Annotated in this window: 9 protein-coding genes; 6 read left to right on the forward strand and 3 right to left on the reverse strand. The window is 43.9% G+C overall.

All coding sequences use genetic code 11. The annotated features are described in order from the left end of the window. Positions 1 to 46: 46 nt before the first annotated feature. Positions 47 to 2,605: an SEC10/PgrA surface exclusion domain-containing protein gene (locus ACEE44_RS02930; RefSeq protein WP_449171209.1), complete on the forward strand. Its 2,559-nt coding sequence runs from the start codon at positions 47 to 49 to the stop codon at positions 2,603 to 2,605. A gap of 203 nt (positions 2,606 to 2,808) precedes the next feature. After that, complete coding sequence (locus tag ACEE44_RS02935; protein ID WP_449171210.1) at positions 2,809 to 3,978, forward strand: SIS domain-containing protein; 1,170 nt, start codon at positions 2,809 to 2,811, stop codon at positions 3,976 to 3,978. A 44-nt stretch (positions 3,979 to 4,022) separates the two neighbouring features. On the opposite strand, the gene ACEE44_RS02940 is transcribed toward ACEE44_RS02935, so the two are convergent. After that, positions 4,023 to 6,290, reverse strand: a complete 2,268-nt coding sequence (locus tag ACEE44_RS02940) for a Xaa-Pro dipeptidyl-peptidase (protein WP_449171211.1) — start codon at positions 6,288 to 6,290, stop codon at positions 4,023 to 4,025. A 177-nt stretch (positions 6,291 to 6,467) separates the two neighbouring features. Between ACEE44_RS02940 and ACEE44_RS02945 the strand changes: the two genes are divergently transcribed. The 4 genes from ACEE44_RS02945 (at position 6,468) to ACEE44_RS02960 (ending at position 9,574) form a co-directional block, all read left to right on the forward strand. Beyond that, positions 6,468 to 7,202, forward strand: a complete 735-nt coding sequence (locus tag ACEE44_RS02945) for a CppA N-terminal domain-containing protein (RefSeq protein WP_449171212.1) — start codon at positions 6,468 to 6,470, stop codon at positions 7,200 to 7,202. Beyond that, positions 7,199 to 8,140: a serine hydrolase domain-containing protein gene (locus ACEE44_RS02950; RefSeq protein WP_449171213.1), complete on the forward strand. Its 942-nt coding sequence runs from the start codon at positions 7,199 to 7,201 to the stop codon at positions 8,138 to 8,140. Before ACEE44_RS02945 ends, ACEE44_RS02950 begins: the two co-directional genes overlap by 4 nt. Beyond that, positions 8,137 to 8,676, forward strand: coding sequence for a DUF1697 domain-containing protein (locus tag ACEE44_RS02955; protein ID WP_449171214.1), 540 nt, complete (start codon positions 8,137 to 8,139; stop codon positions 8,674 to 8,676). Before ACEE44_RS02950 ends, ACEE44_RS02955 begins: the two co-directional genes overlap by 4 nt. A 94-nt stretch (positions 8,677 to 8,770) precedes the next feature. After that, complete coding sequence (locus tag ACEE44_RS02960) at positions 8,771 to 9,574, forward strand: COG3942 and LysM peptidoglycan-binding domain-containing protein (RefSeq protein ID WP_449171215.1); 804 nt, start codon at positions 8,771 to 8,773, stop codon at positions 9,572 to 9,574. 454 nt (positions 9,575 to 10,028) lie between these two features. On the opposite strand, the gene ACEE44_RS02965 is transcribed toward ACEE44_RS02960, so the two are convergent. Both ACEE44_RS02965 and pflB read right to left on the reverse strand, forming a co-directional pair. Further along, a complete protein-coding gene (locus ACEE44_RS02965) occupies positions 10,029 to 11,231 on the reverse strand; it encodes an IS110 family transposase (RefSeq protein WP_449171216.1) in 1,203 nt (400 codons plus the stop codon). Between the two features lie 312 nt (positions 11,232 to 11,543). Then, a complete protein-coding gene (gene pflB / locus ACEE44_RS02970) occupies positions 11,544 to 13,889 on the reverse strand; it encodes a formate C-acetyltransferase (RefSeq protein WP_449171217.1) in 2,346 nt (781 codons plus the stop codon). Between the last annotated feature and the right edge of the window lie 234 nt (positions 13,890 to 14,123).

Below are 14,123 nucleotides of genomic sequence, written 5' to 3' on the forward strand. Positions count from 1 at the left end.
ATTAAATGTATAATAGTAGACATATAGGTATATAATGGAGGGATTTATGAATAAAAAAGTTATGATTTCAACCTTAGGAATTGTTTCAACTACAGTTGCACTCACAGGTATCACTGCTCAGGCAGAAGAAGTAACAACCACAACAGTGACTGAGCCAGTAGTTGAGACTGCAACAGAAACTGTTGTAGTGCCTACAGAGCAAGAGGTAGCAACTGCTAAGAGTGAGTTTGAAGCAGATAGTACAGCGGTAGTGAGCCAAGAAGCTGTAGTTGCTACAGCACAGGAAGTTGTGTCGGCACAAGAGAGTGTAGTTGTGACTGCACAAGAAGCTGTGAACAATGCAACGACAACAGCAGAGCAATCAACGCCTCAAACAATCGCACAAGCAGAAGCAACAGTGCTGAATACTGAGACGATTATCTCAGAGGTCAAAGCAGACCAAGCGGAAGCACAAGGTGCTTTGGTACAGCAACAGGAAACAGTTGCAACGCAAGAAGCTGTTGTGTCAGCACAAGCTACAGTTGTTGAAGGTAAGCAATCCGAAGTTGCAACTGCACAAACTGCTGTAGATACTGCACAAGCCAACCTAGACGGTACAGGAGCAAGCACGGTCGTTTCGGCACAACAAGAGGCAGAGAAGAATGTTGCGACTGCTGAAACAAACTTGACTAAAGTGACTTCTGAATTGACATCTGCCAAAGAGGCTGATGAACAACGTAGCCAAGCTATTACGACTGCTACAACAAATGTATCTACTGCGATTGGTGCAGTTGAGACAACTGAAATTGCTCTTGATAAAGCTGTTGATGTTGCAAAAGATACAGCATTAACGAAAACAGTTGCTCAGAACGTCCTCGCAGTTGCACAAGCCAATGTTGCAGGCATCAATACGATTTATGTATCTGATGAATATGTTGAGGCGTTGAAGACTTACGAAAATAGTCGTTTTGGTACAGAAGAGTATCAAAAAGTCGTGTCTAAACTAAAAGATATTAACCAATCATTGCGAGAGGCTAATATCTATAAGTCAAACGATAACGACAAGGCTATCACATTGACAGACCTAAACAACCTATCTACAGAAACACTCACGGAACTTTCTCTATTTGCCTCAGATTTGGTCAACCAAGTTCGTGCTAGGTTCGGCACGACACAAACAGTTGTTACAGCAGATAGCGTTCTTGCCTCAGATTTGGTAACTGATGGCTATGTAACTGATGGTTGGGGTTGGTCAAAAGCAACAGCAGGACACGATGACAATGCCCTTGATACAGCAGGAAACTACTTTACAAAAGTTGTTGTAGGCGAAAACCTTAATACTTGGAAACGTACTATCACTACAACCACACTTGACCACGTTAAGTCTTTGATTTATCGTGCGATGGTAGATTACCTCTACAATGGGAAAGAGTGGCTACACGCAACAAGTATTGCAGGTTTCTCTGAAACAGGTGGTGAAACATACATCGGTGCTGATATTTCAGTTGTAGATAACGCTGTGAATATCCATGTCAATAATGTTGATAAGAATGGCTTGTTCCGAGGTCATACGTTCGATACTACACCTATCAGCAACCCTAACACATCGTCACAGTTGACGACTGCATTGAACGAGGCACAAACAGCCTACAACCAAGCCGTATCAGCAGATAACAAAGCACAAACAGCCTTGGAAACAGCTAAGTCAAACTATGACAAAGCAGTGGCAGACCTAACAACTGCTAAAGCGACATTGGCACAAGCACAGGAAGTGGCTATTCGTACTCCACAAACCCAAGCAAACTACGATAAGGCAGTTTCTGAATTGGAAACAGCTAAAGAGGCACTTGTGGTGGCAAATGAGGCAGTGGCTAACCTCACCGCAAGCGTTCAAGAAAAACAAGCAATCCTTACTAACGCAAAAGCTACCTTGGAAGCTAAGAAATCTGAACTTGCGACTGAACAAGCTAACCTCACAGCAGAACAAGAAAAACTTGCAGGCTTGAAAGCAGGCGTTGCTAAGATTGAGGACTTGATTGCTAATTTGGAAAGAGAGTTGGCTACAGAAGAAGCTAACCTTACGACTGCTAAACAGCGTGTATCAAACCTTAAAAACGCACCTGTACTCTTGGCACAAGCCCAAGCGACTTACAGTTCAGAAGTGGCTAAGTTGACGGAGGCACAAGAAGTATTGAAGGCAGAAGTTGAGAAGTTGGAAGTCTTGAAGGCTGAAAAAACTATCTCAGAGGCTGAATACAATAAACTCTTGGCTCTCTACACTGCACATCAAGAACAACTTGCAGAACAAAAACGCCAAGCTGAATTGGCTGAACAATACGCTCAAATTATCGAAGACAATGGCAATCCAGTTGAAGTCAAGGACGAAACAGGGAAAGTCATCTCTTACGTTGACGGAAACAAGCAGTCTGTAGAAGCGACAGAAACTGTTAAGACTGTATCTACCGCTACAGTTAAGGCTACAGAAGAAAAAGCTACAGTAGCTACTAAAACAGCTACAGAAAGCAAACAGGCAACCCTTCCTTCAACTGGTGAAGTGACAAGTATCATGGGTCTAATCGGTATTGGATTGATGGGGCTTGCACCTAAAGCTCGTAAACGTAAGTAAGCATTTTGGTAGAGTTTTGTGGGGTAGTACCACCACAGCTCTACCGTTTTTTAAGGAAGAGATAAAGAGTAATCAAATTTTTATAAAGCTAAATCATACAACTTTCAAAATTACATATATCAATCTATTTTAATTTGACTTTGTAAGCACTTTCTTGTATAATAAAAGAAAAACTGGTTATAACCAGAAAACAAGGAGGAGCTATGTTCCGTTTAGCAAAAGAAGAATTAGAAAAATTGGGGGCCCATATCACAGCCACTGAGATCTACCAACAGCCAGGCTTGTGGAAAGAGGCTCATCAACTCTATCTTGACCAGCTTGAGAAGATTGAGGGCTTCTTGAAAGCTATCAAGGACAAGCATGATTTTGTTCATGTTATTTTTACGGGTGCTGGAACTTCAGACTTTGTTGGTCAAAGCATTGCCAACTACCTCAACCAAGTCAATGATTTGAAGCATATCCGTTTTTCTGCTATTGGTACGGTTGAATTGGTCGGTCGTCCACATGACTATTTACAGGCAGATGTGCCAACGATCTTGGTATCCTTTGCTCGTTCAGGTAATTCACCAGAAAGTGTGGCAGCAGTAGAAGTTGCCAAGCAATTGGTTGATCAGCTTTACCAAGTGACCATTACTTGTGCGCCAGAAGGTAAGCTGGCACTAGCGGCTGAAGGAGATGCGGACAATCTCTTGCTCTTACAGCCTGCGGGTTCAAACGATAAGGGCTTTGCCATGACAGGCTCATACAGCTGTATGTCCTTGACTGCTCTGCTTGTCTTCTCACCAGCTAGCCAAGAAGAAAAAACTGCTTGGGTCGATACCATTGCTCGTCTGGGTCAAGATGTCTTGGACCGTGAGGATTATGTACAAGAGCTTGTTGATTTAGACTTTGAACGAGTGATTTACCTTGGTTCGGGTGGCTTCTATGGTGTAGCCCACGAAGCACAGCTCAAGATTTTGGAATTGACTGCAGGTAAGATTGCGACCATGTACGAGTCACCACTCGGTTTCCGTCATGGACCAAAATCCTTCATCAATGAAAAGACCTTGATTTTCCTCTTTGCCTCAAACGATGCCTACACTCGTCAGTATGATGTGGACTTGCTCAATGAAGTTCATGGTGATGGCATAGCAGAGCGGATAGTGGCATTGTCGGCTGACAAGCTAGCAGATACAGAGGCAGCTAACTTTGTCTTGGCAGAAGGCGGAGCAGATTTGCCAGATGTTTTCCTAACCTTCCCTTACATCATCTTTGCACAGACAGTGTCTATCATGGCAGCCATCAAGTGTAAGAACTTACCAGATACACCATCCCCAACAGGTACCGTAAACCGTGTGGTGCAGGGTGTGATTATTCATCCTTTGGAAAAATAGGCAGTCAAAAACGAGTTGCAGGTGCAGCTCGTTTTCTTGTCATATTACCTTGGAAGATGGATGGTTGAATGGTTCAAATCAATCGAAATAGTCCAATCGCTATTATCCCGAACAGTACACTCAAAGTCGGTTGTATAGAGAATCAGCTCTAAGACGTCACCTTTTTTCAGCTGATAAATAGTCGGCTGCAGCTTCCAGCTCATATCCATCCACTGGTCTGGCACCACTTCCTCGACAGTCATTAGGTCAGTGCGGTTCTGCAGGTTCATAAAGCCCTTGGTTACCAAGCGTTGTGGCATGTCCACATAAGGCAACTCCACCAGATTTTCTTGGGCATGGTAGCGACCGTTATCCAGACTTAATCGTGTTTTCGGTGTTGGGATTGGGGCCAGGCGTTTTTTGCTTCCCTTGTCCAATAGCTGAGCAGATAAGAGACCTTTAGCTACACTAGAAGATACACGGAGTTTCAGTGTGACCTGTCCGTTGAGCAGGAGGTCCTCCGTTATAGGCAGTTCCATGCTGATTTGATTGGCCTTGCCTGCGTAGAGGTCTTGGTGAAAGGCAGGGTAGGATTTGCCGTAGCGGTCAAAATCTTCTTGGGCATAGTGATTGGAAATAGTCTGGCTGCCAGTTCCCAGTGGTAAGACAGCCTCGTTTTCACCGCCAAAGGTTTCTAAGGTCGTCCAAGTCTGCTCACCGCTGTTGTCCTGCCAGATGACCGTTGGCAGTTGGTAGTTGTTCTCGTAGCCCAGCAGTTTTTGGCTGAGCAGGGCGTTCATGGACTCGCGGAAGTCGATGGACTGCCAGTTGTTCATATAAACGTGGGCACCGTTGTGGAAGAAGAGGTGCTTCTTGATGTGACTAGGTAGGGCATGGAACATATTCCAGACATGGATTGGCTTAACATTCCAGTCCTGTGAGCCGTGGGTAAAGACGACCTCGCACTTGACCTTGTCTGCGTGGAGCAGGTAGTTGCGGTCATGCCAGTATTGGTTGTAGTCACCGCTGGTGCGTTCCAGGGCAGCTCGTTCGGCAGCCAAGCCTTTTTCGTAGGCTTCTTTGCTACGGAGAAAGTCACCTGCTTGCAGGCTTTTCGAGTAGGTCAGGGCGGTCAAGCTGTCCAGGTCCTCGCCGGGATAGCCGCCAGGGCTGGTCACCAGCCCGTTTTCACGGTAGTAGTCATACCAAGAGGAGATCCCAGCTTCTGCGATGACGACTTCCAATCCGTCCACGCCAGTTGTTGCCAAGGCATTGGACATAGTTCCTAGGTAAGACAGTCCCGTCGTCGCTACCTTACCATTGGCCCAATCGGCCTTGACCTCAATCGAGCGAGTGTGGTCTGTGTAGGCCTTGGTGCGGCCGTTCAGCCAGTCAATCACCGCTTTGTAGCCCTCCACCTGCTGGTAGTCGCCAGATGTCATGTAGCCAGTCGAGCCCAGCGTGCCGACACCAGACACATGGAGGCTGGCGAAACCACGAGCAAGGAAATAATCATTGAGGGAGTAAGAAGTGATGTGGCCCAGTTTTTCAGTAGCAGGGCTGACAGGCAGGTTCCGCTGGTCCAATTCCAACTTGTTAATCTTAGTCCGCTTGACCTCAATGGTGCCGACAGATTTTTCAACTAATTCCCCTTCCATTTTGTGCAGGGCCTTGTCGCTGGCAACTTCATTGACTCCTTGATGATAAGGACTGTTGGTAATGACCGCAGGGATTTTCCCGTCAAAGTGCGGACGGAGGATGGAAACTTTGACAATATCAGTCTGGCCATTCCCAGCCGTATCGACAGGCGTTTCGACATAGACCACTTCTCGAATGAGGTTTTTGGTTGAAAAGGTTGCTAGCGATTTGCCGTTGAAGAAGTGGTAATGATTGTCCTCTGGGATTAGGTCGTCACTAACTAGCTGGTCAATCAAGGTGTTTCCGGACTTGGTACGGGTGGCAAGCAGTTGGTAGAGGTTGTCAATCATATCTCCATAGATGACAGGGAAGTTGCTTTTCTCCACGAAGTCCAGGACATCTGTATAATCCACACCAGGCACAAAGCCCAGCAACTGAAAAGCCACTTGATAGAAAATCTGGTTAGTCAACTCACGGTCAGACTGGAAGAAGGTCAGAAGATCTGTCTCCCAATCCGCAATCATGTTAGACAGGGCAAAGTCTGTATTGGTTGTTAAAAAATGGCACTTTCTGACAAAGATTTCCAGATTTTTCTTCTGACTGTGGTCGCTCTGCAAGGCAAAACCAAGATTGATTAGCTCCTCCAAAGAGCCAGGTATGTCATTTTTTATAAAAGAAAACTGATTAAAACGCATAGCTTTTCCTCTTTTTTACTTAGTAGTCTGTACTTATTATAGCTGATAAGGGGTGCTTTGTCTAAGATTTGTTGGAACATCAGTATATCTATGTAGAAAATGACAGTATAATTAGTTGTAAAATAGTGATTTTTTTTATACAATATTCTAGTATTTATTGAGGAGAGAATAGCTATCGTGTTGAGAAAAAATGATGTGATTGTGCCTGTATTGCGTGTCAATAATCGTGGTATCAATCAAGCCTTCCTAGAAAATCAACTAGGAATGAAAGTGAAATTAGAAGACGGTCCTTTTGCTGATTTTGGCGATAGAACCAGTTCTGCAACAAAATTGGTTTTGATGGAGTCGCCGGGTAATCGCACTCGGGCTGTCAAGGGACTAAAAAAATTAAATAAACTGGTCATCAAGGTCGAAGAGGCTCATGAAATTGAGACCTTGTTAGCTCGAGGTACAGTGTTTACCAAACTCTATAAAGGAAAAGCTGGTTTTGGATTTGAAGTTCTTTCGCCAGATGGAGATAGCTTCTTGCTCCATGCCGAACAGTCTATCGAGGATTTGACGGCTATTCTTCCCCCAGTTCACTTTACTGGTCAAGCTGATTTTTCAGGTCTGACTGCTTTTGCAGTGGAATCTGTCTGGATTAATAGTCCACAAGCCAGCGTCAGTCAAGATTTCTATGAGGCAATCCTACCTGAACAAGACTTTTTGCATTTTGTTGGGGCGGAAGGTGAAGATTTAGTAACCCCTGCGGATCAGGTTTGGGACTTGGACAGTTTGCGTTTTCCAGTCGAGCAGGATTTTGACTGGGCAAACTTGGAAAGCCAGTTGGAAGGTCCTTTCTTTAAAGACAAAAAAGAAACCTTTATCCAAACGGTTGATCCGAGTGGTATTGAATTGTGGTTTGAAAAATGAGACAAGCGATTTTAGACAAGATTTCAGAGCAGATTGCGGCAGGAGTTTATCCTGGTGCCAGTCTGGCTCTTTTTTCTAAGGGGCGATGGCAGGAGTATTATCTGGGTACCCAGGATGGACATACGCCAGTTGAGGTAGGTTTGACCTATGACTTGGCTTCTGTTTCCAAGGTGGTTGGTGTAGGCACTCTTGCGACTTTTTTGGTCAATAGCGGAGCTTTGGAGCTAGATAGGACCTTGCAGTCTTACTATCCAGCTTTTGCAGATAGTCAAGTGACCATTCGGCAATTATTGACCCACACTAGCGGCATTGATCCCTTTATTCCCAATCGGGATAGTCTGGATGCAGACCAATTAAAAGAAGCTATTTTGAAGATTAAGGTGACGGATAAAAAAGATTTTCTCTACACAGACATCAATTTTCTCCTGTTGGGCTTTTTGTTGGAGGAACTGGGTGGAGCTAGTCTGGACCAGCTAATCAGTCAAGGCGTTCTAGAGCCCTTTGGCATGTCCCAAACCTCTTATGGACCAGTCAGTCAGGCGGTGCCGACGGTGCGTGGCGTAAAAGCAGGTGTGGTGCACGATCCCAAGGCGCGTGTCTTGGGTATCCATGCGGGTAGTGCGGGTCTCTTTTCGACGGTCAGAGATTTGGAAATCTTTTTGGAGCGCTATCTAACCGAGGACTTTGCGACAGGATTGACCCAGGATTATGGCTTTGACGACAAGCGCAAGCGGTCATTGGCCTGGGATAAAAAAGGAGATTGGTTGTCCCATACGGGCTATACGGGGACCTTTATCATGTACAATCGTCCCTTGCAAAAGGCGGCTATTTTCCTTTCGAATCGAACTTTTGAAAAGGATGTTCGTGCCCAGTGGAAGCTGGATCGAAACCAGCTTATGGCTCTGATTCGTCAGGTCTTGGAGGGAGAGGGACAATGAGATATGTGCTATTGCTGAGAGGGATCAATGTTGGCGGTCGTAATAAGGTTGTGATGGCTGAATTGCGTCAAGCCGTGGCAGATTTGGGCTATGACAATGTTGAAACCTACATCAACAGCGGCAATCTCTTCTTTGATACGGAAAAGAAGCAAAGGGAGATTGTGGCAGACTTTTTTGATTTCTTTGCCAGTCACTATCCCTTTGTTGAAGCCTTCTCTCTTTTGAGTGCTGAGGATTATGCGACAGAAGTCGGACAGCTCCCTACTTGGTGGGAGGATGATATGGCTCGGAAGGATATCTTGTTCTATACAGAAGGAATGGATAAAGTGAGGTTAATGAGCTATGTTGATTCATTGAAGTTGGGTGACGAAGTTTTACATATCTCTGATCGAGCTATTTATTGGGGTAAATACTCTGAAAGTAGTTATCTGCAAACAGCCTATCACAAGCAGTTGGCAAAGTCCCCTTTTTACAAGCAGGTCACTATTCGAAATGGCAATACATTTTCTGCTCTCTCAAATTATTTGAAACCTTGAATAAGAAATGAGATAGTCTCAGATTTGTAATAGTTTTGACATAGTCATTTTAAGAAAATCCTGATAAAATAAAAGTATATTTAGGAGGTGTAAAATGAAAAAGTATATTTGTCAGTCGGCCTTGTTGTTGGCAGGTTTTGTGACTACTGTTATGGGTGTCTATAGTGTTCAAGCAGACAGTCATATTGTGGTAGAAGGTGATTCCATTTACTCAATCGCAGACCAGTATGGTGTGGATCCTTATCAACTAGCAGAAACCAATGGATTGGACATTCTAGGCCTAATCACACCAGGACAAGTTTTAGAAGTGCCAGGTCAAGCCTATGTCGAAGAAGAAGTTGTAGAAGCTGGTGCAGGTCAGTCTGACTATGTTGTTCAAGAGGGGGATTCTCTTTATGGTATTGCAGATGCTTTTTCATTGGACGTCTACGACTTATTAGCGCAAAATCAATTGACCCTTGAAACGACTTTGCATCCTGGTCAAATTTTGAAGTTGACAGAAACAATATGGGGTCAGGCTGTCGATACAAGTAGCGATAGCTACTATCTACCTGGTTATGAATATGAGCCGGGGATTAACTATCCTGTTGGTCAATGTACATGGGGTGTACAAAAAGTTGCTCCGTGGGCAGGCGACTGGTGGGGCGACGCGGCTACTTGGGGAGCTAACGCTGTGCGTGATGGTTTCCGTACAGGAACAGTGCCAGAAGTCGGTGCTATTATTTCCTGGAACGATGGTAATCTAGGACACGTTGCCTATGTGACAGCTGTCAACGAAGAAGGGCAAATCCAAGTCCTTGAAGCAAATTATCGTGGGCAACAGTGGGTTGATAACTTCCGTGGTTGGTTCAATCCAACGGATACAGCTGGTGAAATTACCTATATTTACAATAACTAAGAAATGAACTCCCCCTCTCGAATTGGATTTCGTGAGGGGATTTTATTTTGACCAATTTGGTATCCTTCCTCAAATAATCTAATTATCCTTCCGTTCTCTCCCCTATCCTACCGCAAAAAGCGGGGAAATAGCAAAAGAAGTTGGGTTTAAGCTTGGGGCTACTTCTTAGAGTTGGTCTTAACATCTCAGCGCAGTGGTTGATTGGCAGATTTGTTCGTGTTTCACACTCCAAATCTGACCTAATCAACTATGCGGGGGTGGGAAGACGAACTCTTTTTCTACCATTTGTCAAGTCTATCAAGGTATTTGATGAAAAATATGTTGAGTTCAATAGTCAAAATAAGGAAATTGTTTTCTTTTGGACTAAAGTTTCGTGTAAAAAAGAGTACACGAAATTAACACCTTATGTTGAAAATTTTTGATAAGGTGTTACAATAATATAGCATAAACAATCTTACTGATTTTGGGTAGAACGATAATCGTAAAGTTTGTTGTGCGTTATGAGGTAATACATTGTCCGAATGAGACGATGTATGGAGGCAATCGTGTGCGGCTTCGTTGAAGTCGTTTGCGATTGTCTTTTTCGTTTCTCATAAAAGTCTGAGATATGGCAGGGATTGGTGTGACTGGCTGAAGCGATATTGTGAATACATTTGAACAGAATCTTTCTAGCGTAGGGATTGCCACACTTGGTAATGTGTTCCTTAGCGAGGAAGTTACCAGATTCATAGTGTCTCAGGTCAATACCGATAAAGGCATTGATTTGATTGGCAGACTGAAAACGGCGAATATCTCCCAGTTCACCAATAATACTTGTTGCAGTAGTCTCAGCTATTCCAGGAATAGAGAGCAGAATGTCATATTCAGGTAATGGCTGAGCTAGCTCCACCATTTGGTCTAGAACAGTTTGTCTCTGTTCAGAAAGCCGAAGCAATTCTCTTCCATAGTAACGAACCTCTTCCAGCATTGGAGAGGTTTTCTTGACGGCACAATAAGATTGATTAGCTAGTGCTATCAGCTTCTCAGCTAAATACGCCACACGCTTGTCAGAAATTCGTTTTGAGGTGGACTGACGAATGCTCTCTGAGAGTTCGTTCTTGCTTAAATCAAGCACGAAGTCCTTGCAAGGAAAAGCTATGACCAGGTTCCAGTATTGTTCGCCAGATGGTGTTGATAAGATAGTTTCCAATTCAGGAAAAGTGACTTGTAAGACCTTGTGCAGACGGTTTTTAGCTCGAACAATGTCCTCGGTCAGATTCTGATAGAAACGGCTGAGATCCCGCAAGTTTTGGTAGACTTCTTCTTGGACAAAAGTGGGTTTACGATTTAGCACAAATTGAGATTGAGCCAGTTTTTCGGCGTCAATTTGATCTGTTTTCCTCACACGCAAGCTATCCAGTTGCTTCTTAGCTTCTAAGGGATTAAGCCGTGTATAAGCGTAGCCATGTTCATCCAGAAAAGCTTGAAGACGACGAGAATAGACACCTGTTGCTTCAAAGATGATTTCTGGCTTATGGACGGTTCTCAAATCGCCAAGTAGCCGAGCAAAGCCTAAGGCGTCATTGGACATGGTATAGCTGTGAACTTTCTCACCATTGACTAGAATGGCCACTTCTGAACTTGCCTTACTCATATCAATCCCAAAAACTGCACGCATGATATTACCTCTTTGTCTTGAATGATTCCTTGTTTTAGTGATGTCATTTTCAATACTCGACGTCAGGCGTCCCACATACTTTGATAACATTCTTTCTAAAACAGGTGCCTTGCCAGTTTTTGATGCGACGTCTAGCGTCAAAAGAGTTCTCGACTTAACAAGACACCTCTACTTTATCATAAAGAAAAAGTAGTGAGTACTCTCTCCCGTCGGAGATTTCCTCACTACTAATCTTAGTATGTTTTGTTTGGTCGAGTTCTTTCCCACTCCCAAAAAGGACCTGCATGTGCAAGTCCTTTTGTCTTTGTTTGATTAAGCTTGACCTGAAACTTCAGCAGCGTGGTCATCCATTGAAAGAACTTCGTGGAAGACACGTTGTGTCAATTCAGTTTTTTGTTCTTTAGTGAGGTATTTAGTGTTTACGCAGTATCCAGAGATACGAACGATTACGTCCTCACCAGCCATGATTTTCTCATAAACATCGTTCAAGTCCATAACGTTCAAGTTAACGTGCTGACCACCTTGCTCGAAGTAGCCATCAAGGATTGTTACTAAGTTGTTTACTTGTTCATCGAAGGTCTTACCAAGTGCTTTTGGAGAAACCTGAGTTGTCAATGAGATACCGTCGTTGGCATGGTTGAAGTTGAGCTTAGAAAGGGTGTTCAAGTTTTGCAACCAACCACCACGAGATTTAGAAGTTGGGTTAGCACCTGGTGGGAAGAATTCTACTTTAGAAGTGTTGACAGTGCCATCTTCGTTGAGGAATACACCACGGTGAACAGGTGAGTTACCAGTTTGTTTAGAGTAGGCAACGTTTGAAGTGATGGTCAAGATAGATACCGCAGCTTCTGCATTCTTGTAGAGTTTCTTGTTAGCAAGACGAGTATAGAATGCTTCCATGAGCCATTTCGCGATGTCATCTACACGGTCATCATCTTCACCATAGCGTGGGAAGTCGCCAGTTACTTCGTAGTCGTAGATGAAGCCATCTTCGTCACGGATTGGTTTCACTTGTGCGTACTTGATAGCTGACAAGGAGTCAACAGTGTTTGCAAAACCACAGATACCGAAGCCCATGTTTGCACGAAGGTGAGTTGGCAAGAAGGCCATTTGAACAGCTTCGTAGTTGTACTTGTCTGTCATGAAGTGGATGATGTTCATGGCATCAACATAGGTATCTGTCAACCAGTCAAGGGCTTTTTCAAAGTTTGCGATAACTTGGTCGTAGTCAAAGATTTCAGAAGTGTTTGGTTCAACGCCATCAAATACTTTGTAGTCTTTGTGAACATCGTCGTAACCATTGTTCCAGCTTGAAAGAAGGGCTTTCAAAACGTTAACACGCGCACCGAAGTACTGGATGTTGTGGCGTTTGTCTTCGCTTTCTGGATCAAGTGGAGACACACAGCAAGAGATACATGACATTTCACCGTAACCGTCTTTGGCCATTGTTGTTACACCTTCATATTGGATAGAAGAGTGTTTGTGGCTCATTGCCATACAGTAGCGACGGAAAGCGTATGGGAGTTGGTCAGACCAAAGAACTGTCAAGTTTGGCTCTGGAGAGTTACCGATGTTGTCAAGTGTGTTCAAGAAACGGTAGTCCATCTTGGTAACACGGTGACGACCATCGTTACCCATACCTGCCATAGATGTTGTAAGGAAAGTAGGGTCACCAGAGTAGATTTCGTCGAAGGCTTTTGTACGAGCAAATTTCACTGTACGAAGTTTCAATACGAAGTCATCGACAAATTCTTGGATTTCTGATTCAGTAAATGTACCGCGAGCCAAGTCACGTTCTGCATAGATGTCAAGAACGATTGGCACACGACCAAGAGAAGTTGCCGCACCGTTGATAACACGGCAGACTGCCATAAAGGCGATGTTGGTCCATTGGATAGCTTCCTTGGTGTTCATGGCAGGCTTACGAACATCAACACCATACAAGTCACCCAAGCGTACAACTTGTTGCAATGCTTGGTACTGCATGTTGATTTCTTCGCGAAGGCGGATTGACTCCTCATCGATTTCAGTAATGGCATTCCAGTCAGCTACTTTTTCTTCCATCAAGTAGTCAGCTCCGTAAAGAGCCAAACGAGCATACATACCGATGATACGGCCACGTGAGTAAGCGTCTGGAAGACCAGAAACGTGGTGTGAGTGGCGAGCACGGCGGATGTCAGCTGTATAGGCACGGAAGATACCATCGTTTACAGTTGTAGCGTGTTTTGTATAGATTTCATGAAGAAGTGGGTCTGGAGTATAGCCGTTCTCGATAAGAGTTGTTTCAGCCATACGAATACCACCACGTGGCATGAAGTTGAGTTTGAAGAGCTCATCGTTTTGGATACCAAAGATGAGTTCGTTTTCTTTATCAATGAAACCTGCTGGGATGTCAGCGATAGAAGTAGCACGATCTACGTCCATTGGGAAACGAGTATCCTCGTAACCAGCCTTAGTTTCTTCAATGATTTTTTTGATATGAAGTGAACGCTCAGTTGGACCTGCAAGGAAGCTTTCATCTCCATCATATGGAGTGTAGTTAGCTTGAACGAAACGTGTTACGCTAGCTTTTTCTTGCCAGTCTACACCTTTAAAGCCTTCCCAGGCTTGAGCGAAAATGTCTTCAGCAACATTTTTTGTTTTCACTTTTGTTGACATGAGGGTTCTCCTTTTAGATAGTTTTGTTTTTCACATATTTTAGTATATCATATGTAAGCACTTTCTTCAAGACAAAACACTGAAAAATAAATTGGAATTTTTTCCAGGTAGTGGAATATAGATCCAATAATCAGTCATCGGTCTCTTGAATTATCATTATATTAAAATATTCAACAATGGTCAAACATAATGGATTGATATATTGACAAAGAAAGCGTTATCATGTAGAATGTA

The sequence above is a fragment of the Streptococcus sp. 32226D021BW genome, from assembly GCF_053545015.1.